Source organism: Caballeronia sp. LZ043 (assembly GCF_031451075.1).
Lineage (GTDB): Bacteria > Pseudomonadota > Gammaproteobacteria > Burkholderiales > Burkholderiaceae > Caballeronia.
This window is the reverse complement of record NZ_JARUXT010000003.1, coordinates 140,903-162,336: the sequence shown is the minus strand read 5'-3', so window position 1 is coordinate 162,336 and position 21,434 is coordinate 140,903. Positions and strand designations below refer to the sequence as shown.

Below are 21,434 nucleotides of genomic sequence, written 5' to 3'. Positions count from 1 at the left end.
TTCGGCTCATGCGGACTCAATCCGAGGCATCGACTTCAGAAAAGCGCAACAATGCGGAAGACGGGCGTCAGGCGCATTTCCAGCGCTGGTTCGCCACCTTCGCCAGTCTCGCGCATTCGCGGCTGCCGCTGCCCGCCTATCTGCAAAAAGTCACCGAAACCTTGAGGGAAGTCGCAGGCGTCGCATCGGCGGTGGTGGAATGGATCGAGGGCGACGAACTCGTCTATCAGGCGGCGAGCGGCGCGGCGGCCGCGCATATCGGCGTGCGTCTGCCTACCGCCGGCAGCCTGTCGGGACTGTGCATCACGCGGCAGCAGGCCCTCATCTGCCGTGATACAGCCACGGATCATCGCGTGGACCGCGCCGCGTGCAAGGCGGTCGGCGCGGTGTCGATGGTGGTGGCTCCGGTCATCTATGAAAGCCGTTCGGTCGCTGTCCTGAAACTGATTTCCGGGCAAACGGATTTCTTCGGTCCGTCCGACATCAGCATTCTCAATGCGTTTTGCGCCTGCATCGCGGAAACCATCGCGCGTGAGGAGTTCGCGCAGGAAAACCGCAAGCTGCTCAAGGAAAACGCGAGCGTCGCGGCGGATCTCACGGTGGAGTCGTCGCTGCGGCTCGAGTACGAGAAGAAGCTCGCCGACGCCATGCGCCGCCGCCAGACCGTGCTCGACAACGCGCATGTCGCGTTCGTGTCGATGGACGAAGCGGGCATGATCGTCGACTGGAACGAGGCCGCCGCGCTGCTGTTCGGCTGGAAAGCGCCGGAAGCGGCGGGCCGCGAACTGGCGGCGCTGATCGTGCCGGAACGTCTGCGCGACGCGCACCGCGCCGGGCTCACGCGCTATCTCGCCACCGGCGAGGCGCGCATGATCAACCGGCGCGTCGAGTTGCCCGCGCTGCGCCGCGACGGCAGCGAATTCGCCGCGGAACTGACCATCAGCGAAGTCTGGTACGAAGGCCAGCGCCAGTTCGCCTGCTTCGTGCACGACATCACCGACCGGCGGCGCGCGAGCGAGGCGAACGAACGCCTGCGTCTGCTGATCGATTCGGTCAGCGACTACGCCATCTGCATGCTCGACCAGAACGGCTACGTGCGCTCGTGGAACGAGGGCGCGCGCGCCATCTATGGCTTCACGGCCAGCGAGGCAATCGGCCGGCATTTCGCATTGTTCTACCCGTCGGACGAACACGGCCGCGACCGTCCCATGGACGACCTGATGCTGGCCGCCGAACGCGGCCGGGTGGAACACGAAGACTGGCACATGCGTCGCGACGGCTCGGAATTCTGGGCGCACGTGATGCTGAGCGCGCTGCCGAACGGTTCCGACGGCGAGCGCAGTTTCGTCAAGATCACGCGCGACATGACCGCGCGGCGGCGTCTGGAGGAACTGGAGGCGTCGAGCCGGCGCATGAACGAATTTCTCGCGCTGCTGGGCCACGAATTGCGCAATCCGCTCGCGCCCATCCGCAACGCGGTCAGCATCCTGAAGCTCAAGGCCACCAGCGACGAAGAAGTGATCCGCAGCCGTCAGATCGTCGACCGGCAGCTTGCGCACCTGACGCGGCTCGTCGACGATCTCCTCGAAGCCGGCCGCGTGAGCTCGGGCAAGATCCGCCTCAGTACCGACATCATCGACATCGCCACGGTCGTGCATCTGAGCGTCGAGGCCAGCCAGCCGCTGATCGACGCACGCGGCCAGCGCATCGTCGTGAAGGACAGCGGCCAGCCGCTGTACGTCAACGGCGATCCCACGCGCCTCGTGCAGGCGCTCAACAACCTGCTCAACAACGCATCGAAGTTCAGTCCGCCCGCCTCGACCATCACGCTCGAAATGGGTCCGCGCGGCTCGTCGGTGATGGTGCGCGTGATCGACCAGGGGCGCGGCATCTCACCGGAAGCGCTCGCCATCGTGTTCGACCTGTTCGTGCAGGAACATCCGCCGGGCGCGCATCCGGATGAAGGCGGGCTGGGCATCGGCCTGACGCTCGTGCGGGCAATCACGGAACTGCACGGCGGCCATGTGGAAGCCAGGAGCGGCGGTGCGGGCCAGGGCAGCGCGTTCTCGCTGTGGCTGCCGCTCGCGGAACCGCCGGCCACGGGCGCGCCCGTGAGCACGACGTCCGGCACGGCCGCGACCCGTCAGCTCGACGTGCTCGTGGTCGATGACAACCGCGATTCCGCCGACAGCATGACCTTGCTCGTGGACATGCTGGGCCATCGCACGCGCCCGGCCTATGGCGGTTCTGAAGCGCTCGCCTTGTTCGAGGCGGAGCGGCCGCAGGTCGTGCTGCTCGATCTCTCGATGCCCGGCCTGACCGGTTTCGATGTCATCCGCCGCATGCGCGATGATGGCGCGCGCGTGGTCGTCGCGGCGATGACCGGGCTCGGCTCGGATGAAGACCGCGCGCGCACCCGCGCCGCGGGCTTCGATGCGCATCTCGTCAAGCCGGTCGATCTTCCGGAACTGGAACGCGTGCTGGCGCTGGCGGGACGGGGCTGAACTCACTGACACGTCGCGGCGCGCCCGGAATGCCACGCACGCAGGCAGGCGTCTTCGCCAGCCGATAGGGCGGCTTCAGCACGGGCCAGAACCCACCATGTTCATCGCGTGCGGCGGAGAGCACGTCGGCGAGAAAGTTGCCGTCGTGCAGCAATTCGTCCACGCGGACCACGGGCACGGCTGACGCCATCTGTTGCGCGGCCCGCGCCTTCGGCAATCCGGCGCACCGCTCACGCTCGGCGTCCGAGGTTTCGCGTTCGATCCATACATGACCGTCCAGACAGGCGAGCACTTCGCCGCGCACGGGCGATCGGCCTGCCGCGAACAACGCGCACCACGCAGCGACGTCCTGCATCGAGATCTCGATGAACGCGCCCGTGCCCGATGCGCGCCTCGCACGCCCCGCAAGCCGCGCCAGGATCGCGAACAGCGCGGCCTGCCCGCCCAGGATGTCTGCGCCCGACGCGCCGGTCTTGACCGGTATGCCATCGCTGCGGGTCAGGTCCATGAGGCCGCTCATCGCCTGTATGACCGTGTCGAAGGCTGGCCGCGACGGATACGCCGACGCCATCCCGAATCCCGAGATCGAGCAATAGATCAGAGTCGGGTTAATGGCGCCGAGCGTCTCGCGTGTGAAGCCGAGTTTGGCAAGCGCGCCGGGACGCAGGTTTTCGACGAGCACGTCGGCGTCCGCGAGCAGTTCGCGCAAGTGAGCGCGGTCGGCTTCCTGTTTGAGATCGAGCGCGAGGGTCTGCTTGTCCGTGTTGTTCAGCGCGAAGAAATAGCTGGTCCCGCCTTGCCCGGGCGCCCACGCGCGGGCCGCCTCGCCATCGGGCGGCTCGATCTTCACGACCTCTGCACCAAGCGCCGCCAGATGCTTGCCGACGAGCGGCGCCGTCGTGTACTGGCCGATCTCGATCACCTTCACGCCCGCGAGCGGCGCCGGATTGCCGCTTGCGTGCAGGTCCGGCCGAGCGACGCCATGCACCTCGCTCAACGGCGACTCCGTGAAAACCGGCACCTGCCGATACGTCTGCGCACCGACGCCCGCCGTATCGATAGCATGTGCCACCGCCGCATGACGCAGGCGGAAATTCGGTTCGGCCGCCAGCTCGTGCATGCCGACAATCGGTCCCGCCGCCACGCCGATACGCTCGCACACGCGCACGCACTCTTCGGTACCGAGCGTCATGGTCCAGCTCTCGAGCAGCGCATCGAGTTCGTCGACGTGACGCACGCGGCCCGCGAGCGTCGCGAAACGCGCGTCGTCGAGCGGCGGCATGTCCGCGGCCAACTTCAGCTTGCGCCATTGCTCGTCGGTGCTGGTGCAGATGAGGATCCAGCCGTCGCGCGTGCGATACCCATTCCACGGCGCGCTCGCCGGATGGCGGTTGCCCACGCGCCCCGCCATGCGGCGCGCAAAGACGGCGGGCAAAAAGGTAGTGAGCGCGTTCGCCGCACAACCGCTCAGCGTGACGTCGATGTTCTGCACCCCGCCGCCCAGGCGCTTCACGCGCACCGCCGCAGCAATCGCCGCCGCCGCGTACAGCGCCGCCGTGATCTCCGTCAGTGGAATGCCGATCCGCACCGGCGCGCCCTGCGTGAAACCGGTGGTGTCCATCAGGCCGCTCATCGCCTGGATTTGCGCGTCCGTCCATGCCGTGCCGGCGCGCGAATCCTGCGGCCCGGTCGCGGTGATATCGCACACGATATGCGTGCCTCCCGCCTTCCATCCCGCGATGCCGCCCGTCTCGCCGCTATCCGACGACACCACGATGACGTCGTAACCCGTCGCATCGGCGCCGTCGAACCCGACGCACGCGCCCGCCTGTTCGAGCAGCACCGCGCACAAGCGCACCGCATCGCGCGCTCCGCACGCGAGAACCCGCACACCGTCCAGCATGATCGTCTCCTTCTCCGTGTCTTCACGGCTGGCGCGCCCGCGCGCGCATTGCTACCATTTTTCGATGCGAACCCTTCCGTCACTCAATGCCCTGCGCGCCTTCGAAGTCTGCGGCAGGCTGCTCAGCATCCAGCTCGCCGCCGACGAGCTGAATGTCACGCCCGCCGCCGTCAGCCGGCAGATCAAGCTGCTGGAAGACCAGCTCGGCGTGCTGCTGTTCGAGCGGGGCCATCGCGCGATCACGCTGACGCCCATGGGTTCGCGCTATCTCGCCGACGTCATCCGCAGCTTCGAGACGCTGCGCGCCGCGACCGTGAATCTCACCGAGGCGCGACGCCGCCGCACGCTCAAGATCCGCGCCTACACCACTTTCTCGATGAACTGGCTGTTGCCGCGCCTGTCGACGTTTCATCGCGACCATCCGGATATCGAAGTGAGCCTGACCACCTCGTTGCAGCCGGTGGACTTCAACACCGAGGACGTCGATGGCGCGATCCGCCTGTCGCACGCGCCGTCCTCCGAGTTCGGCTTCGACCGGCTCGTGCCGAACGAACTGGTGCCGGTATGCAGCCCGGATTTCCTGCGCGCCCATCCCGGACTCGACGACGCCACGCCCGAAGCGCTGCGTCACGTTCCGCTGCTGCATTCGCTTGCGCGTCCCGAGGACTGGGCCAAGTGGCTCGACGCAGCCGGCGTGCGCGGCGTGAATCCGCTGGGCGGGCTCTCCTACGAAAGCTCGATCCTTGCGTACTTCGCGGCGACGCAGGGCCATGGCATCGCGATCGCGCAGCGCGTGCTGGTCGCCGATCAACTGCGCGCGGGCACGCTCGTCATGCCGTTTTCGTTCGTGCTGGATCTCGGCGCGTTCACCTACTACCTGATCTATCCGCCTGCCCATCTTGCGAGTCCGGAGTTCGCCGCGTTCCGCACCTGGCTGCTGTCCAGCGGCGACGACGCGCAACGCTGACGCATCAGCGCCCGGCATAGCGCGGCGCGCGCTTTTCCGCGAATGCCTTGCGCCCCTCGATGCGGTCTTCGGAATCGCGCAGCGCGCCCCACGCCATCTCCGTGAATTCGAGCGCCTGCGCGAGTGGTACGTTGGCGCTGGTCTCGATGACCTTCTTGATCATCTGCACGGCGAGCGGTCCGTTCGCGGCGATCGTGCGCGCGAGTTGCAGGCTTTCTTCCAGCAGCGCTTGGGGTTCCGTCAGATCGGATACGAGACCGACTCGATGCGCATAGGCTGCGTCGATCCTGCCGCCGGTGAGCAGCATCTTCATCGCGATGGCCGACGGCACGGCGCGTTGCAGCGCCTGAATCCCGCACACGCCCGGAATGCTCGCAACCACCGCTTCCGGCAAGCCGAACACCGCGCTCTTCGACGCGATGCGCAGATCGCATTGCAGCGCCAGTTCGAGGCCGCCGCCGAGGCAATAGCCGTTGATCGCGGCGATCAGCGGCTTGAAGATGCGCAGCGAGCCGAGTTCCATGAGACGCACGTAGATGCCCTCCGCGCCGGCGCGTTCGAGCGGCTTCACGAAGGACGCGCCGAACGAGGTCGAAGGCGGCAAGCTGCGCTTGAGATCCGCGCCGACACAGAACGACTTGGTCCCCGCGCCGGTGATCACGATCACGCGCACGTCATCGTCGTCGCGGGCATCGGCGAGACGCGCGCGCAGTTCAATCAGCGTATCGAGATCGAGCGCATTGAGCGCTTCGGGCCGGTCGAGTGTCAGCGTGGCGACGTGCGCGGACACGGCATAGCGAATCGTCATGATGGCCTCCGTGTCTCAAACGCTCGGCGACGCAAGCGAGCGCCCGCCGCACACATAAAGCGTCTGGCCGGTGATGTACGACGCCTCGCGCCGCGCGAAGAAACGCACGGCCTCGGCGATGTCCTCCGGCGTGCCGATGCGCTGCACCGGCACCGACTGCTTCAGCTTCTCCTGAAGCGCGGTATCGAAGGCCTGGAACAGCGGCGTATCGACGATGCCCGGCGCGACCGCATTGACCGTCACGCCATCGCGTGCCCATTCGAGCGCGAGGCTGCGCGTGAGACTCACGACGCCGCCCTTCGCCGCCGCATAGTTCACCTGCCCCACGCCGCCGAGCCACGCACGCGACGAGATGTTCACGATGCGCCCATGACGCGCCGCGCTCATGTGTCCGAGCACCGCGCGGCAACACAGGAACTGCGACTTGAGATTGACGTCGATCACGGCGTCCCAGTCGTCGTCGCTCATGCGGGTGATGCGCTTGTCGCGCACGATGCCCGCGTTGTTCACCAGCACGTCGATGCGTCCATGGCGTTCCATCACGCTTTCCACGGCTTGGCTGACCGATGCGCTGTCGGTTACATCGACGGCCAGCGCCATGACGTCGACGCCGGCTGCGGCGAGCGTCGTGGCGGCCTCGTCGAGCGCCGCACGATCGCGGTCGAACAGCGCGATGTGCCGGCCGTCGCGCGCCAGGCCCTGTGCGATGCCGAAGCCGATTCCCTTCGCGCCGCCCGTGACGATGGCGACCTCGCTTGCTGAAGCATTCATTGCTGTCTCCGTGAACGAATGCCCTGATCGTAGGCCGCACCCTGTCATGCGCTCAAACGACATTTTTTGCGCGCTTGATTGAGTTTTCGTGATGGCGTTTTCGATTGAGAAGAAGTCAATCGAGCACGCAAAAAATGTCGTTTGAGCGCGCGGCGGGCCGAACCTAGGATGCGTCCAGCACATACCCACACGGAGACGCCGCCATGCACACCACCTTGCCCCACGTCGCGGAACCCGCCGCGACGCCGCTCAGCCGAACGCAAAAGAAAGCGATCGTCGCGGCCACGCTCGGCACCATCGTCGAGTTCACGGACTGGATCATCTACGCGACCTTCGCTTCTTTGTTCTCGCGGCAGTTCTTTCCCGCGCACAACCCCGGCATTGCGCTGCTCGCGGCCTTCGCCGTGTTCGCCGTGGGCTTCGTGATGCGGCCGATCGGCGGCGCGCTGCTCGGCGCCTATGCCGACCGGCACGGCCGCAAGAACGGCCTCGCACTCTCGGTCGCGCTGATGGCGGGCAGTTCGCTCGTGATCGCCGTGTGTCCGGGCCATGCGTCGATCGGCGTCGCGGCGCCGCTTGTGCTGGTCGCCGCGCGGCTCGTGCAGGGCTTCGCGGCCGGCGGCGAGTTCGGCTCGGCATCGACCTTCCTGATGGAATCGGCGGCGCCCGCGCGACGCGGCTTCGCGGGCTCGTGGCAGCACTTTGCGGTCAACGCGGGCGTGCTCGTGGCGGCCTCCATCGGCGCGCTGCTGACGTCGGTCATCGATGCCCCCGCGATGGCCGCGTGGGGCTGGCGCATCGGCTTCGCGATCGCGGGCCTGATGGGCTTCGTCGCGCTGTGGGTGCGGCTCGCCGTCGCCGAAACGGATGCCTTCAGGAAGACCGCGTCCGCCCGGCAACACACGCGGCATCCGTTCGTCACGATCATCCGCGAGCATCGACGCGCGGCGCTCCGCGTGATCGGCATCGCCATGGCGGGCAATCTCTGCATCTATCTCTGGCTCGTGCTGTTCCCGACCCTCGCCCACATGCGCGGCCTGCCGCTGCGCGATGCCTTCAGTGCCAGCGTGGTGTCCATCGTCGTGTCGCTCGTCGCGATTCCGCTGCTCGGCATGCTGTCGGACCGCATCGGCCGCAAGCCCGTGCTGCTCGCGTTCGCCGCCGGTTCCGCGCTGTTCGCGTGGCCGGCGCTGCACTTCCTCTCGAACGACTACTGGAGCGCGACCGTCATCGTCACCCTCGGCATGCTGCTTTCGTCCGGATTCGCCGCGACCTGCGCCACCGTGATGGCCGAACAGTTCCCGGCGCACGTCCGCGCCACCGGCGTCGCGCTGCCCTATGCGCTCTCGGCCGCGCTCTTCGGCGGCACGCTGCCCACCATCGTCACCGCGATGGCGAACGCCGGCATCGTCGATTACCTGTGGATCTATGTGGCCGCCGTCTGCGTGCTCGGCTGCATCGTCTATGCGCGCATGCCGGAAACGCGCGGCAAGACGCTCGACTAAGACCCGCTTGACCGATTTCCTTATCCCAATGCAATGGAGGCAATGATGCGCAACGTGGTGATTGGCGGCGTCGGCATGACGTCATTCGGCAAGTTTCTCGAACGCAATCTCAAGTCGCTTTCGGAGGAGGCGGTGTCGCTCGCGCTGCAGGACGCGCATGTGCACGTCGATGACGTGGATCGCGTGTTCTTCGGCAATGCAGCGGCGGGCGTCGTCACGGGACAGGAGATGATCCGGGCGCAATCGTCGCTGCGCCATACCGGACTCGACGGCAAGCCGATGTTCAACGTCGAGAACGCCTGTGCGTCCGGCAGTTCGGCGCTGCATCTCGCGTGGCTTTCGGTGGCGTCGGGTCAATCGGAGACGGCGCTGGTCGTCGGCGTGGAAAAGCTCTCGCACGAAGACAAGGCGGTGTCGTTCGGCGCGTTCGCCAAGGCCGTCGATCTCGAAGAGCCGCTGCCCGAAGGCGTGACGGCCGGCACCGGCTCGCTGTTCATGGATCTGTACGCGGCGAAGGCACGCAAGTGGATGGCCAAGACCGGCGCCGAGGCCAGCGACTTCGCGCGAGTCGTCGTGAAAAGCCGTCATGCGGGCTCGCTCAATCCGCACGCGCAGTTTCGCAAGGAGACGAGCGTCGAGGAAGTGCTGTCGAGCCGCATGGTGAGCGATCCGCTGACGCTGTTCATGTGCTCATCCATCGGCGACGGTGGCGCGGCCGTGTTCATCTGCTCCGAGTCCTTCGCGGCGCGGCACGACATCCGCCCGGTGTTCATTCGCGCGAGTTCGATCGTATCGGCGAAAGCGGACGGCACGGGCGAACTGGTCGCGGTGCGCGCCGCGCGCGAGGCGTATGAACAGGCCGGCATCGGTCCGGAGGACGTGCATGTAGTCGAGTTGCACGATGCCTCGGCGCCCGCCGAGCTGATCCACTACGAGAACCTCGGCCTGTGCGCGCCCGGCGATGCACCGAAGCTGATCCGTTCGGGCGATACCGGCATCGGCGGAAGGATTTCGGTGAATTCGAGCGGCGGCTTGCTGTCGCGTGGCCATCCGGTCGGGGCGACGGGCGTGGCGCAGATCGTCGAGCTGACGCAGCAGTTGCGCGGCCAGGCCGGCGCGCGGCAGCGGCCGGGCGCGAAGGTCGCGCTCGCGGAAAACAACGGCGGTCAGCTCGCGGGCGACTCGGCGGTCGCGCTGGTCACGCTTCTTTCGACGTAAGCGGCCCCGCTTCCACCGTCACATTGCCGCGCTCGCTGAAACGGGCGAGCAGCGGCGCTTCGGCCAGCGCATCGGTGACGAGCGTCCAGTTGCGGTCCAGCGGCGTCCAGTGCTGCTGGCTCGCGCGTTCGAGCTTGTTCGACGTGACCAGCACGAACACGCCCGCCGCCTGCGCAACGATGCATTCCTTCAGATACGCCTGCTCCGCCGTCGCCTCGCACAGCCCGCGGCCCGCGACGACGCCGTCCGCGCCGAGGAACGCCTTGTCGAAGGTGACGCGCGTCAGCCCCACCTGCGCGATGGGTCCGAGCGTGCTCATGCTGGACGGCCGCACATCGCCGCCGATCAGCGTCACGCGCACATCCGCCGCCGCGAGCGCGCCCACGGCGAGCAGATTGTTGGTCACCACATGAATCGCCGTGCGCCCGGCAAGCAGGCGTGCCAGTGCGGCGGTCGTGGTGCCGCCGTCGAGGAAAATGGTGTCGCCGTCCTGCACGTGACGCACCGCCGCGCGGGCGATCGCTTCCTTCTGTTCCCGGAAACTCTCGCGGCGCGTGTCCAGCGATTCCTCCGGTTCATGCATGCCCACCGACGCCGCGCCGCCGTAGGTGCGCACGAGCCGCCGCTCGCCGGCGAGCGCGCTCAGGTCGCGGCGCACCGTCGCTTCCGACATGCCGAAGTGCTCGCACAGCGCGGCGACGTCGTTCATGCCGGACAGCACGGCCTTGAGCATCGCTTCGCGGCGTTTCTCTACTTTCATCCTGTTTCCTGATTCGATGGCTTCCCGGCGGGACGCACAGTGTAGCGAACCCGGCGGGCTCGCCGCATGCTTGCCGTTTGATCGTTTCGCTCATCTTCCGATACACCAAATGATCGAAACGATCAGTAGAAACCCGCACACTGCGCAAATTGCGCGAACCGGGCGATAGCGCTACACTCCAAATTGATCGAATCAATCATATTCTGCGTGATTCGGCCAGAAACCACTTGGAGACATGCATGGCTCAGATTCACATCAAGCGCGCCGTCGAGCGCGTGCCCGGCGGGATGATGATCGTCCCCCTGCTGATCGGCTCGCTGATCGCGACTTTCGCGCCGGGCATGCCGAAGTTCTTCGGCTCGTTCACGAACGCGCTGTTCACCGGTTCGCTGCCGATTCTCGCGGTGTTCTATGTCTGCATGGGCGCGGGCATCGACGTGAAGGCGACGCCTTACCTGCTGCGCAAGGGCGGCGCGCTGTTCGCGACCAAGGTCGGGACGGCGATTGTCGCGGGCATCGTGCTCGGGCATTTCCTCGGCGAGCAGCCGGTCAGCTCGGGCTTGTTCGCGGGCATCTCGACGCTGGCCGTCGTCGCCGCGATGAACGACACCAACGGCGGTCTCTACATGGCGCTGATGGGTCAGTACGGCCGCTCGGAGGACGTGGGCGCGTACACGATCATGTCGCTCGAATCCGGTCCGTTCCTGACCATGGTCACGCTGGGCGTCGCGGGCCTTTCGGCGTTTCCGTGGCCGAATCTCGTCGGCAGCATCCTGCCGCTCGCAGTCGGCATGCTGCTCGGCAATCTCGACCGCGAGATGCGCGCGTTCCTCGGCCGTGCCGTGCCGGTGATGATTCCGTTCTTTGCGCTGGCGCTCGGCGCAAGCCTCGATCTCCACAAGGTCTGGCAGGCGGGACTGCTCGGCATTGGTCTGGGTTTCGCGGTCGTGATCGTGACGGGCATTCCGCTGTATTTCGCCGACCGTCTCAGTGGTGGCACGGGTGTCGCCGGTGCGGCGGCCGCGAATACCGCGGGCAATGCAGCGGCGGTGCCGGCGCTGATCGCGGCGGCCAATCCGGTCTATAACGAAGCGGCCAAATCGGCGACGCTGCTGGTGGCCGCCTGCGTGGTGGTGACGGCCATCGTCTCGCCGATCCTGACAGCGTCGATCGCGAAACGCGCCAACGCCCGGGATCAGGCGCGCGCCACCGCGAAGACACGCGAGGCCACGCAATGAACAGCTTGCTGATCGTCGCCGACGATCTCTCGGGCGCCGCCGACTGCGCCATCGCGTTTGCGGCGGCGGGCCGCAGGACGGTGGTGTCGCTCGACGCGCACACGCCGCCTCAGGACGCAGCCGTGATCGCCGCCGATACCGACACGCGGCGCCTCGCGCCCGCCGAAGCCGCGCAGCGCGTGGCTGCTGCGTGGCAGGCACTGCGCGCGCCGGGCCGGCGGCTCTACAAGAAGATCGATTCGACCTTGCGCGGCAACTGGACCGCCGAAGTCGCGGCGCTCGCGCGGCTCGCGGGACCGGCCATCGTCGCGCCCGCCTTTCCGGCCACCGGCCGCGCGGTGCGCGATGGCCGCGTGATCGTGCGCGGCGTGCCGCTCGAAGAAACCGAGACCTGGCAGCTGGAACACGCCGGCCAGAACCCCGAACTGCGCGCGATGCTCGACATGGTGGGACTGCGCGTCGCGCATGTATCGCTCGAAGCGTTCCGCGCCGCGCCGCAGGATGTCGCGGCGATGGTGATGGCGGCGGCGGCTTCAACGGACGGCGTCGATGCCATCATCGTCGATGCCGAGACCAGCGAGGATCTCGCCTCGCTCGCCCGCGTGACGGCGGCGCTCGATGCGTCGTTCTTCTGGGTCGGCTCGGGCGGGCTTGCGCGCGAACTCGCCGCGTTGCCCGATCTCTTCGCCACCGAAGCCGATACCCACGGCGCCCGTCCGTTCGACGGCACGCAAGGCCCGATCCTCGCGCTGGTCGGCAGTCTCTCGGCGATCTCGGAGCGCCAGTGCGCGCTGCTCGGCGCGGAAGCCGGCGTCCGCGAGATGATCGTGCCGCCCGCCGTGCTGCGCGACGGCGCGCGTCATCCGGAGTGGCAAGCGTGGCATGAACGCATTGGCCGAACGGTGCGGGATCGCGAGGACGCGATCGTGCGCATCGGCCGCGACGATGCCTTCGATCCGGCCGAAGGCGCGCGCCTGTCGAACGCTCTTGCCGCGCTCGTCGCGCCTCATTTCAACGAGTTGGGCGGCCTGATCGCGACCGGCGGCGAAACCGCGCGCGCGATGCTCGCTGCCGCCCGTGTCGGCAGTCTCGAGCTGTTGCGCGAGGTGGAAGCCGGCGTCGCGCTCGGCAGGCCCGCGAACGGCGCGGGGCCGGCCATCGTCACCAAGGCGGGCGCGTTCGGCAGCGAGCATGCGCTGCTTGGCGCCTACCTGCACTTGCGCGGCGCGGACCTTCCCGTCGCGCGCCAGTAACCGAATTCACCCCGAATCCAGACGAAACATCATGAGCAACTACCTCCCCGTAATCGGCATCACGATGGGCGACGCAAGCGGCGTCGGTCCGGAAGTCGTCGTCAAGAGCCTCGCGCACGATGCGGTCTACCAGCAGTGCCGTCCGCTCGTGATCGGCGATGCGCGCCGCCTCGAACGCGCGATCGAACTCACCGGCGTCAGCGCCAGCGTGCGACGCATCCAGGGCGCGCCGGAAGCGCGTTATGAGCGCGGCACGATCGATTGCATCGACCTCGGCCTGATTCCCGATGATCTGCCGTTCGGCCAGCTGTCCGCCGTCGCGGGCGATGCCGCGTATCAGTACATCGCGCGCGCAGTCGAACTCGCGCAGGCCGGCCAGATCGACGCGATCTGCACCGCGCCGCTGAACAAGGAAGCGCTGCATGCGGGCGGCCACAAGTATCCGGGCCACACGGAAATGCTGGCGCACCTGACGGGCGTCGACGAAGTCTCGATGATGCTGGTCGCTCCGCAACTGCGCGTGATCCACGTGACGACGCATATCGGCATCATCGACGCCATCCGCAAGATCGAGCCGGGTCTGGTCCAGCGCACCATCGAGCGCGGCAACGCGACGCTCATCAAGGCGGGGATCAGCAAGCCGCGCATCGGCGTATGCGGGATCAATCCGCATGCGGGCGAGAACGGTCTGTTCGGCTATGGCGAGGAAGAAGAGAAGATCATTCCGGCGGTGAAGGTGCTGCAGGAACGCGGCCTCGACGTGACCGGCCCGCTGCCCGCCGATACGCTGTTCTACCGCGCCGGACGCGGCGATTTCGATCTCGTCGTCGCGATGTATCACGACCAGGGGCACGGTCCCGTGAAGGTGCTGGGTCTCGAAGCGGGCGTCAACGTGACGGTCGGGCTGGAGGTGATCCGCACGTCGGTGGATCATGGCACGGCATTCGATATCGCCGGCAAGGGCATCGCCGATGAAGGCAGCATGCTCGAAGCGCTGCGGCAAGGCGCGGAACTGGCGACGCGGCGTCACTGAGCTAGGTCACTGAGCTACGTCACTGAGCGGCGGGTCGAGCGCGAGCGCGCGGTCAGCGCGACAATGGGGGCTTCTTCCTCACGAAGCACGCGCGCCCATCCATCATGTCCGCTCAAACGTCCGCTTCAGCTTCCGATACGCTTCACGCGCTCTGGCGCATCGCCGGCTTGCCCGACGATGCGCTTTCTTTCATCGACCTCCCGGGCCGCGAGCCGGTCTTTCCATCGAGCTTCGCCATTGGCACGGCGGCGCAGGCGAGCGTCGCCGCAGCGGCGCTTGCCGCGTGCGAACTGGCGCATGCGCGGGGCGTCGAGCGGCAGCGCGTGTCAGTGGACATGACGCACGCGGCCGTGGAATGCACGGGCGCCTTCACCGTCGATGGGCAAGCACCCGAGACATGGGGACGCTTCTCCGGCCTGTATCGCTGCGCCGACGGCTACGTGCGCATTCACGCGAACTTCGAACATCATCAGGATGGCGCGCTGCGCCTGCTCGGTCTCGATCCGAAGACGGCGACGCGCGCGGACGCAGAGCACGCGATGCTGGCCTGGCGCGGCCGTGAATTCGAGGACGCTGCGGCGGCGCAAGGGCTGGTCGTCACGATGCTGCGCACCTTCGACGAATGGGACGCGACGCCTCAGGCGCGTGCGATCGCCGCGCAGCCGTTGATGACGCTGACCCGTATCGGCGATGCGCCGCCGCGCGCGCTGCCTGCGTTGGCAGAAGCCGCGCGGCCGCTCGACGGCATTCGTGTGCTCGACTTCACGCGCATTCTTGCGGGACCGGTCGGCGGGCGCGCGCTGGCTGCGTTCGGCGCGGACGTCATGCTGGTGAACGCGCCGCATCTGCCAAACATTCCGGCGATCGCGGACACGAGTCGCGGCAAGCGTTCGGCGCTGCTCGACTTGCGCACGGAGCGGGATCGTGCGGCGCTCAGGCAACTGATCGACGAGGCGCATGTGTTCTCGCAGGGCTATCGGCCGGGCGGGCTGGCGGCGCTCGGTTTCGGGCCGGATGCGCTGGCGGCGCGGCGGCCGGGCATCGTTTATGTCTCGCTGACGGCGTACGGCACGGAAGGACCGTGGGCGCAACGGCGCGGGTTCGATTCGCTCGTGCAGACGGCGATGGGCTTCAACGCAGCCGAAGGCGAAGCGGCCGGCGACGGCAAGCCGCATGCATTGCCCATGCAGATGCTCGACATGGCGAGCGGCTTCCTGATGGCGTTCGGCGCGGCGGCGGCGCTGTGGCGGCAACAGCGCGAAGGCGGGAGCTGGCATGTGCAGGTCTCGCTCGCGCAGACGGGGCAGTGGTTGCGCGGACTGGGGCGCGTGGAAGGCGGCATCGCCGCACCGACGCCGGAGGTCGCGCCGTTCATGACGCGGTATGCGTCGGGCTTTGGCGAGCTGGTGGCGGTGACGCCGAGCGCGCAACTGGCGCGGACGCCGGCGGGGTATGCGCGGGAGTCGGTGAGGCCGGGGGCGGGGGAGGCGCGGTGGTGAGGAATGTCCCGCCAATCAATGCCACAGCGTGCCGATCAGGAATGGCATAGCGCCCTGGATACAAACCTCATCTCAAGTTTCGTCCGAACGTTCCGATAACGCGTGGCAGGCGCGCCTTCCCGCGCGCCCACCATGCTCATCGACAAGAACAACCTCCAACGTTCCCATGAAACTGCTCCCGAAAGTGATGCTGCTAGCCCTGCCCGTTCTCGCCGCCTGCGGAGGCGGAGGAAGCGACGAAACATGTGTCACGAACGGAGACCTCACGAAGACCTGCGTCGCCAGGACGTCGCATGCGATTCCCGAAGGCATCTGGTTCGGCGCGACGGACACGGGCCTTGCCGCGCAGACCATCGTGCTCGAGACCGGGCAGTACTTCAGCATCTATACGTTGAATCAGGATCTGGTCTGGATGACCGAAGGCTTCGTCACCGCCACCAACGGCGCATTCACCGATCCGGCGGTCGTCGCGCTGCACTACACCGGCGAGATCATCGCGGGCACGCTCAGCGGCACCTTCACGGCGAAGAGCGCGTTCTCGGCGACGAGTTCGATCAACACCAAGCCGAACACCACCGCGCTGAACTTCAACGGCAACTACAACGCCACCTACGACACGCCGCTCGCCATCGGCGATGTGCTGGGCACGTGGACCAACCCGGGCAGCATCACGACCGTCTCGACGATCACCTTCGCCGCAAACGGCGCAGTTACCGGTTCGCAGGGCGCCTGCACGTTCACCGGCAACTTCAAGCCGCGCGCGACCGGCAAGCACATTCTCGACGGCTCGCTCAACTTCACCAGCGCCGCGTGCGCCACCGGCGGCGGCGTGACGATGCCGGTCGAGGCGACCGTCGTGAACAATCAGATGAGCATCGTGGGCGTGACGCCGCAGCGTTCCACGGCGTTCTTCATGGCGGCGACGCGCTGATTCTTCGCGCAGCGGCACGTCACCGGGGTCACTCGTAGACGATCGCCGCTGCCCCTTCAGCCACCTCGCACCGCACCGGCACCCGACGCGCCAACGCGCACAGCAACTCGTAGCCGATCGTACCGGACGGCTCCGCCACTTCATCGACGCTGACATGCGCGCCCCACAGCTCGACCGGCGCGCCGATACCCGCCGCCGGGCAGGGCGTGAGATCGACCGTGAGCATGTCCATCGACACGCGCCCGACGATCCGCGTCCGCACGCCCGCCACCATGACCGGCGTGCCGGTCGGCGCGTGCCGCGGATAGCCATCCGCGTAACCGCACGCCACCACGCCGACGCGCATCGGTCGATCCGTCGTGAAGGTTCGGCCATAGCCGGTCGTCTCGCCGGGCTGCATCGTCTGCACGCCGATGATGCGGCTTTCCAGCGTCATCGCCGCGCGCAGCGGGTTGCCCGCGATATGACGCGCGCACCCGCTCGGCGACGCGCCATAGAGGATCGTCCCGGGCCGCACCCAGTCGCGATGCGCCCGCGGGTGCCACAGCACCGCCGCCGAGTTCGACAGTGACCGCGTGCCCGGCAGGTTGCGCGTGACGGCGTCGAAGGCGTCGACTTGCCAGTCGATCGCGCCATCATCGGCGTTGGCGAAATGGGTCATCAGCCCGATCGAACCGATCGACCCGATCCGCGACGCACGCAGCCACGCACGCTCATAGTCCGCCGGACGGAAGCCCAGCCGGTTCATCCCCGAGTTCATCTTCAACTGGATGTCGATGCGCTCACGCGGGCGGGCGGCTTCGAGCATGTCGAGCTGTTCGTCGCAGTGCACGGTGACATGCAGGCGATACCGGTCCGCCACCAGCACGTCAGCCGGTTCGAAAACGCCTTCCAGCAGCAGCACCGGCTTGTGCCAGCCGAGCTCGCGCACGCGCACGGCTTCGTCGAGATCGAGCAGCGCGATGCCGTCGGCCTCGGCAAGCGCCGGATAAATGCGCTCGATGCCGTGACCATACGCGTTCGCCTTGATCACGGCCCACACGCGCGATGTCGGCACCGTGTCCCGGACGAATTGCAGGTTGTGACGGATGGCGTCGAGAAGAATGCGTGCGGAAATCGGACGTGGCATGCGTGCTCCCCGGCATGGGCCGCCTGATCGGACGCGCCATGCTGCTTTTGTGAAAGAAGGCAGTGGAAGCACGAATCGTATCGGCCGGAAGGCAGTTTTTGTTATCGTATTCGCGCCGAATTTTGGTGGAAGACGCTGCCCGCCAAACACGCAGCCCAAGCTTCGCGACGCGTGCTTTCCGGCGTATCGTGAGGCTCACGCCGCATGCGGCGAAGGAGATCGCCATGACCGACGCCCGTCGTCTTGCCTGCCTGCGCATCGTGCTCGTGATCGTTGGGCTGATCGCGCTGTTCGCCGTCTATCCCCTGATGCTGCTCTGGCCTTCCGGCTGGGCCTGGGAAGGCACGCACGAAGGCCGCTCGGAGTACGCGCTGATGATCGTCGGCCTCTACGCGACGCTCGGCGTGTTCCTGCTGATCGCCTCGCGCGATCCGCTGCGGCACCTGAGTCTCATCTGGTTCACGGTGTGGTCGAGCATCGTGCACGGCGCCATCATGGCCGTGCAGTCATTCGGCGGCACGCAGTCTCATGCGCATATCGGCCATCTGGCCGGCGATGTGCCGGCGCTGTTCATCGTCGCCGCCGCGCTCGCGTACTTCACGCCGCGCCGCGGGCAGGCAGGCAAGCTCAGTTGAGATAGCCGAGATGCTCGGCCAGGATCACGCAGCCGACGCCCATCAGGATCAGCCCGCCGACAATCTCCGCCCGCTTGCCGATGGTCGCGCCCACGAGCCGCCCGACCATCACGCCGATGGTCACCATCAGCATGGTCGCGAAGCCGATGGTCGCGGCCGTGGAGAAGATATCGACATCGATGAACGCGAGGCCCGCGCCGACCGCCATGGCATCGATGCTGGTGGCGAAGCCGGTGAGCGCGAGCACCCAGAACGAGTGGGAGTTGGGCTTTTCTTCCTCATGCTCCACGGCGCGCAGGCCTTCGCGAATCATGCGCGCGCCGAGCAGACCCAGCAGCGCGAACGCAATCCAGTGGTCCCACGCGGTGACGTACTGCGCGGCCGCCTTGCCAAGCGCCCAGCCGACGAGCGGCGTCAGCGCCTCGATCACACCGAAGATCACGCCGGTCTTCAGGGCCTCGGCAATGCGCGGCTTGTGCAACGTGGCGCCTTTGCCGACGGCGGCCGCGAAGGCGTCGGTGGACATGGCGAAGGCGAGGAATAGTGTGGAGGCGAGGTTCATCGAGTAGCGCTCTGGTCGGGCAAGATGGAACGACAGAACGCGCGCCCGACCGGTCGCGGATCTGTCGATGGTCTTGCCAACCCTTGACGGTTGCCCATGCCACGGTCCGAACGACCGAGCGTGTTGACATGGACGCTTTCCCGAACGGAAAGCCGGCTACTCCCCAGCGAAGAGCCGTGAGCTTAACATGACTCCTGGGCCGTTCCTGCGCGTTCACGACAGGTTGCGGTACAGTGGGTACGTTATGCCGCAGTTTCCACCGCATGCCAACTCGCTCATGACGGAGGCGCCATGCAGGCAGGCCAGCTTACCCACGCGGCTGCGAAAGACGCAGTCGAACGGCTCTATCGCGCATTTGCCACGCACGATCTCATGCTGCTGCGCGAGGCCGTCACACCGGACTGGGCGTATCTTCCCGAACCGCCCAGAGAGCGTCCAGGTCCCGACCAGATGATTCCCATCTTCGCCGATCTCGCCATTGCGCTGCCCGACATGCGCATCGAGATCCTGGACATGCTGGTGCAGGATGATCGCGTGGGCGTACGCGCCGAAGTGAGCGGCACACAGGCCGGGCCGCTGATGGGCATCGCCGCCACCCGCAAGCCGCTTCGTTTCGCGATTCACTCCTTCCACGAGATACGCGGCGACCGCGTCTCGCAAACCTGGCATCTCGAAGACTGGCTCAGCGTATTCCGCCAGCTCGACGCCGTGCCGTCCGGGATCAGGCCATCGCCCTGAAAGTACTTCCGGATTGATGCTCAGGCGCGCCGCGCCTTGCCTTTCGCGCCGCGCGAGGCGGTCTGCCGCACCACATGTTCGACACACAAGCCGACGAGCGTCGCGTCCAGGCGCTCCAGCGCGCGAGCGGCTTCGCGGAGCGCGGCGGCATCGGTGCCGAAGGAATCGGAGAACAGCCACTCGCGCTGCCGGGCGGCTTCGCGCGTCGCCTGCACGGCTTCGCTCAATTCCGGCATGCGCGCAAAGCCCGCCGCGCGCGCCTTCTTTTCCAGACAGGCCACCAGTTGGTCCAGCGGCGCGGGCTCCACGCTCTCCACGAATAACGAGAGAAAGCGCAACACGCTGCCCTGCAAGCGCCGATGCGCATCGACGAGATCCCGAAGCGGCTCGGCGCGTTCGCGATCGCGCGCGGCCTGCACGGTAATGATGCTGGCGCCCAGGCTCGAATCGGCCGGGGCGGACGTGGCGGGTGATCGTGATCGTGTGCGGGTCAACATGGTAGCCAGTGACAGGTTCTTTGCGTCGAATGCAATGCGCTATGTATTTTGAAATATAACGCATCCGTCTTTGACACGGCATTCCGACCGTTCGGCCCAATCAAAAGCAGGGCTTCCGAGGGTCTACCGTTTCGTGCGTTTGCCTGGCGACGCCACGCCTTGATTTCGCGCGCAACCAGCGTCTATAGTCATCTACGCACGCTCCCACACGTTCCCGCAGCTTCGCCAAACAAGGCCTTCGCGGCCTCTTCCTGTCCCTTCCGCAGAACGTGCGTGCACCGGCCAGACGCCCGCCGCCGACGCGCATTCCCATCGAACCATCACAACGCCGCGTCCCTCCGGTTCGCATCCGCCCAACTAATTCGATATCGGCAACGGTTCGGGGTATCGCTTCGATATTTCTCGCGTCCTTCCTCATCATGAAACTCGTCCACAAGTTCGGCGCGCTCACGCTGCCCCTGTTGCTCGCGGCGTGCGGCGGCGGCTCGGACAGCGCCGGCCCCGCCGCGGTCAGCGATGCCGCGCGCCCGGTCATTCCCGCGCCGCTCACGTACCCGAGTGCCCGCGACATCGCCTACGGCATCAACGGCCACAACAACACCGGCGCGTACGCCCTTTCGAGCCCGGCGCTGCAACGGTCGCAATTGCGCGATCTCAACGTGAAGATGTACCGCATCGAGGTGCGCGATGCGCCAGGCGCCCGAACCCTCGCCAACGTCGCCAGGACGATGGCCGCCAGCGGCATCACCGTGTATCCGGTCATCCTGCTCGAACTCAATTTCGCCGGCGAGAGCGATGCCTACAGCGCCGCGTATTCCATCGCCCGGCAGATCGTCGCGGTGCAGCGCTACGCGTACTACGAAGTGACCAACGAACTCGCGGCGCAATGTCTCGTCGGCTGGGTGGACGGCGTGCGCAGCACCGACTTCGACAACACGCGCTTCCAGATTGCACGCGGCGTGGTGCGCGGGTTGATCGCGGGGATAAAGTCGCTGGATCCGCTGGGCAAGATCGTGATCGGCGGCAACACCTGGATGCACTATGGCTTCGATGTCATGCTCGCGAACGGCACGCAGCCCGACGGCACGACCGGTCATCCGAAAGTCACCTGGGACGTGACGGCCTGGCACTGGTATTCCGAGCAAGGCGATATCACCCACGCGTGCGGCGGCACGGGCTGCTACAACGTGATCGGCACCTTGAAGAGTTTCGGCAAGCCGGTGTGGATCAACGAAGTCGGTATCCGGCCGAGCTTTCCGGGCACCCAGCAACAGGCCGCCGATTACCTGTCGGTCAACATGCTGGGCGCGCTCAAGTCGATCTCCACGCAATACGGCATCACGTCACTGCAGGTCTACGAACTCTACGACGACCCCAGCGGCGGCGAAGGCCCGTACGGCATCATGCTGAACGACGGCAAGACGCCCAAGCCGGCCTACAGCGCGTTCAAGTCGTTCGTCGCGGCGCATCCGGCGCCGTGAGA

19 protein-coding genes and 1 riboswitch are annotated in these 21,434 nt (G+C 67.0%); of the genes, 12 read left to right on the top strand and 7 right to left on the bottom strand.

Annotation, left to right across the window (positions count from 1 at the left end; all coding sequences use genetic code 11):
- Nucleotides 1-8 precede the first annotated feature (8 nt).
- A complete protein-coding gene (locus tag QCE64_RS21005) occupies nucleotides 9-2,504 on the top strand; it encodes a PAS domain S-box protein (RefSeq protein WP_310006022.1) in 2,496 nt (831 codons plus the stop codon).
- On the opposite strand, the gene QCE64_RS21000 is transcribed toward QCE64_RS21005, so the two are convergent.
- Nucleotides 2,446-4,407: a CoA transferase gene (locus QCE64_RS21000; RefSeq protein WP_310006020.1), complete on the bottom strand. Its 1,962-nt coding sequence runs from the start codon at nucleotides 4,405-4,407 to the stop codon at nucleotides 2,446-2,448. The genes QCE64_RS21005 and QCE64_RS21000 overlap by 59 nt on opposite strands.
- 64 nt (nucleotides 4,408-4,471) lie before the next feature.
- Between QCE64_RS21000 and QCE64_RS20995 the strand changes: the two genes are divergently transcribed.
- On the top strand, nucleotides 4,472-5,374 hold the full coding sequence (locus QCE64_RS20995; protein ID WP_309923178.1) for a LysR substrate-binding domain-containing protein: 903 nt from the start codon (nucleotides 4,472-4,474) through the stop codon (nucleotides 5,372-5,374).
- Nucleotides 5,375-5,378: 4 nt separating this feature from the next.
- On the opposite strand, the gene QCE64_RS20990 is transcribed toward QCE64_RS20995, so the two are convergent.
- Entirely contained in the window at nucleotides 5,379-6,182 is an 804-nt protein-coding gene (locus QCE64_RS20990) for an enoyl-CoA hydratase-related protein (RefSeq protein ID WP_309923176.1), read from the bottom strand.
- 15 nt (nucleotides 6,183-6,197) lie between these two features.
- Complete coding sequence (locus tag QCE64_RS20985) at nucleotides 6,198-6,953, bottom strand: SDR family NAD(P)-dependent oxidoreductase (protein WP_310006018.1); 756 nt, start codon at nucleotides 6,951-6,953, stop codon at nucleotides 6,198-6,200.
- 203 nt (nucleotides 6,954-7,156) lie between these two features.
- Here QCE64_RS20985 and QCE64_RS20980 point away from each other — a divergent pair, with 203 nt between their 5' ends.
- Together QCE64_RS20980 and QCE64_RS20975 are read left to right on the top strand one after the other, a co-directional pair.
- The gene (locus QCE64_RS20980) at nucleotides 7,157-8,458 is read left to right on the top strand and encodes an MFS transporter (RefSeq protein WP_309923172.1); all 1,302 of its coding nucleotides are present in this window, start codon (nucleotides 7,157-7,159) and stop codon (nucleotides 8,456-8,458) included.
- Nucleotides 8,459-8,500: 42 nt separating this feature from the next.
- Nucleotides 8,501-9,676, top strand: a complete 1,176-nt coding sequence (locus QCE64_RS20975) for a thiolase family protein (protein WP_404987422.1) — start codon at nucleotides 8,501-8,503, stop codon at nucleotides 9,674-9,676.
- Here QCE64_RS20975 and QCE64_RS20970 read toward each other — a convergent pair.
- Complete coding sequence (locus QCE64_RS20970; RefSeq protein WP_309923170.1) at nucleotides 9,657-10,436, bottom strand: DeoR/GlpR family DNA-binding transcription regulator; 780 nt, start codon at nucleotides 10,434-10,436, stop codon at nucleotides 9,657-9,659. The two genes, QCE64_RS20975 and QCE64_RS20970, sit on opposite strands and share 20 nt — an antisense overlap.
- A 239-nt stretch (nucleotides 10,437-10,675) precedes the next feature.
- On the opposite strand from QCE64_RS20970, the gene QCE64_RS20965 reads away from it, so the two are divergent.
- From QCE64_RS20965 to QCE64_RS20945, 5 genes are all read left to right on the top strand, one after another.
- Nucleotides 10,676-11,674 carry a 2-keto-3-deoxygluconate permease gene (locus QCE64_RS20965; protein ID WP_310006016.1) on the top strand — a complete coding sequence of 333 codons (999 nt, stop codon included), beginning with the start codon at nucleotides 10,676-10,678 and terminating at the stop codon, nucleotides 11,672-11,674.
- Nucleotides 11,671-12,927: a four-carbon acid sugar kinase family protein gene (locus QCE64_RS20960; RefSeq protein ID WP_309933004.1), complete on the top strand. Its 1,257-nt coding sequence runs from the start codon at nucleotides 11,671-11,673 to the stop codon at nucleotides 12,925-12,927. Before QCE64_RS20965 ends, QCE64_RS20960 begins: the two co-directional genes overlap by 4 nt.
- Before the next feature lie 31 nt (nucleotides 12,928-12,958).
- Entirely contained in the window at nucleotides 12,959-13,960 is a 1,002-nt protein-coding gene (gene pdxA, locus QCE64_RS20955) for a 4-hydroxythreonine-4-phosphate dehydrogenase PdxA (protein WP_309818294.1), read from the top strand.
- Between the two features lie 104 nt (nucleotides 13,961-14,064).
- Nucleotides 14,065-15,459 (top strand): CoA transferase, encoded by a 1,395-nt coding sequence (locus QCE64_RS20950; RefSeq protein WP_310006013.1) that lies wholly within the window; start codon nucleotides 14,065-14,067, stop codon nucleotides 15,457-15,459.
- A gap of 166 nt (nucleotides 15,460-15,625) precedes the next feature.
- Nucleotides 15,626-16,390 (top strand): hypothetical protein, encoded by a 765-nt coding sequence (locus QCE64_RS20945; RefSeq protein WP_309933000.1) that lies wholly within the window; start codon nucleotides 15,626-15,628, stop codon nucleotides 16,388-16,390.
- A 28-nt stretch (nucleotides 16,391-16,418) separates the two neighbouring features.
- On the opposite strand, the gene alr is transcribed toward QCE64_RS20945, so the two are convergent.
- Nucleotides 16,419-17,519, bottom strand: coding sequence for an alanine racemase (alr, locus tag QCE64_RS20940; RefSeq protein WP_310006011.1), 1,101 nt, complete (start codon nucleotides 17,517-17,519; stop codon nucleotides 16,419-16,421).
- Between the two features lie 224 nt (nucleotides 17,520-17,743).
- On the opposite strand from alr, the gene QCE64_RS20935 reads away from it, so the two are divergent.
- Nucleotides 17,744-18,154, top strand: coding sequence for a DUF6632 domain-containing protein (locus QCE64_RS20935; RefSeq protein WP_309923159.1), 411 nt, complete (start codon nucleotides 17,744-17,746; stop codon nucleotides 18,152-18,154).
- Here QCE64_RS20935 and mntP read toward each other — a convergent pair.
- A complete protein-coding gene (mntP, locus tag QCE64_RS20930; RefSeq protein WP_309932998.1) occupies nucleotides 18,147-18,716 on the bottom strand; it encodes a manganese efflux pump MntP in 570 nt (189 codons plus the stop codon). The genes QCE64_RS20935 and mntP overlap by 8 nt on opposite strands.
- 9 nt (nucleotides 18,717-18,725) lie before the next feature.
- Nucleotides 18,726-18,893: riboswitch (yybP-ykoY riboswitch) on the bottom strand.
- 114 nt (nucleotides 18,894-19,007) lie between these two features.
- Between mntP and QCE64_RS20925 the strand changes: the two genes are divergently transcribed.
- The gene (locus QCE64_RS20925) at nucleotides 19,008-19,454 is read left to right on the top strand and encodes an ester cyclase (protein ID WP_310006008.1); all 447 of its coding nucleotides are present in this window, start codon (nucleotides 19,008-19,010) and stop codon (nucleotides 19,452-19,454) included.
- 20 nt (nucleotides 19,455-19,474) lie between these two features.
- Here the strand turns inward: QCE64_RS20925 and QCE64_RS20920 are convergent, their stop codons facing one another.
- The gene (locus QCE64_RS20920) at nucleotides 19,475-19,951 is read right to left on the bottom strand and encodes a hypothetical protein (protein ID WP_309923153.1); all 477 of its coding nucleotides are present in this window, start codon (nucleotides 19,949-19,951) and stop codon (nucleotides 19,475-19,477) included.
- 419 nt (nucleotides 19,952-20,370) lie between these two features.
- On the opposite strand from QCE64_RS20920, the gene QCE64_RS20915 reads away from it, so the two are divergent.
- Nucleotides 20,371-21,432 (top strand): lipopolysaccharide biosynthesis protein, encoded by a 1,062-nt coding sequence (locus QCE64_RS20915; RefSeq protein WP_309923151.1) that lies wholly within the window; start codon nucleotides 20,371-20,373, stop codon nucleotides 21,430-21,432.
- Nucleotides 21,433-21,434 lie beyond the last annotated feature (2 nt).

Excerpts from the sequence above, each read along its gene's own strand:
- QCE64_RS20915 (WP_309923151.1), top strand. The coding sequence starts at position 20,371 with ATGAAACTCGTCCACAAGTTCGGCGCGCTCACGCTGCCCCTGTTGCTC.
- mntP (WP_309932998.1), bottom strand. The coding sequence starts at position 18,716 with ATGAACCTCGCCTCCACACTATTCCTCGCCTTCGCCATGTCCACCGAC.
- QCE64_RS20970 (WP_309923170.1), bottom strand. The coding sequence starts at position 10,436 with ATGAAAGTAGAGAAACGCCGCGAAGCGATGCTCAAGGCCGTGCTGTCC.
- QCE64_RS20980 (WP_309923172.1), top strand. The coding sequence starts at position 7,157 with ATGCACACCACCTTGCCCCACGTCGCGGAACCCGCCGCGACGCCGCTC.
- alr (WP_310006011.1), bottom strand. The coding sequence starts at position 17,519 with ATGCCACGTCCGATTTCCGCACGCATTCTTCTCGACGCCATCCGTCAC.
- QCE64_RS20920 (WP_309923153.1), bottom strand. The coding sequence starts at position 19,951 with ATGTTGACCCGCACACGATCACGATCACCCGCCACGTCCGCCCCGGCC.
- QCE64_RS20960 (WP_309933004.1), top strand. The coding sequence starts at position 11,671 with ATGAACAGCTTGCTGATCGTCGCCGACGATCTCTCGGGCGCCGCCGAC.
- QCE64_RS20935 (WP_309923159.1), top strand. The coding sequence starts at position 17,744 with ATGACCGACGCCCGTCGTCTTGCCTGCCTGCGCATCGTGCTCGTGATC.
- QCE64_RS20950 (WP_310006013.1), top strand. The coding sequence starts at position 14,065 with ATGTCCGCTCAAACGTCCGCTTCAGCTTCCGATACGCTTCACGCGCTC.
- QCE64_RS21000 (WP_310006020.1), bottom strand. The coding sequence starts at position 4,407 with ATGCTGGACGGTGTGCGGGTTCTCGCGTGCGGAGCGCGCGATGCGGTG.
- pdxA (WP_309818294.1), top strand. The coding sequence starts at position 12,959 with ATGAGCAACTACCTCCCCGTAATCGGCATCACGATGGGCGACGCAAGC.
- QCE64_RS20995 (WP_309923178.1), top strand. The coding sequence starts at position 4,472 with ATGCGAACCCTTCCGTCACTCAATGCCCTGCGCGCCTTCGAAGTCTGC.
- QCE64_RS20945 (WP_309933000.1), top strand. The coding sequence starts at position 15,626 with ATGAAACTGCTCCCGAAAGTGATGCTGCTAGCCCTGCCCGTTCTCGCC.
- QCE64_RS20975 (WP_404987422.1), top strand. The coding sequence starts at position 8,501 with ATGATGCGCAACGTGGTGATTGGCGGCGTCGGCATGACGTCATTCGGC.
- QCE64_RS21005 (WP_310006022.1), top strand. The coding sequence starts at position 9 with ATGCGGACTCAATCCGAGGCATCGACTTCAGAAAAGCGCAACAATGCG.
- QCE64_RS20990 (WP_309923176.1), bottom strand. The coding sequence starts at position 6,182 with ATGACGATTCGCTATGCCGTGTCCGCGCACGTCGCCACGCTGACACTC.
- QCE64_RS20925 (WP_310006008.1), top strand. The coding sequence starts at position 19,008 with ATGCAGGCAGGCCAGCTTACCCACGCGGCTGCGAAAGACGCAGTCGAA.
- QCE64_RS20985 (WP_310006018.1), bottom strand. The coding sequence starts at position 6,953 with ATGAATGCTTCAGCAAGCGAGGTCGCCATCGTCACGGGCGGCGCGAAG.
- QCE64_RS20965 (WP_310006016.1), top strand. The coding sequence starts at position 10,676 with ATGGCTCAGATTCACATCAAGCGCGCCGTCGAGCGCGTGCCCGGCGGG.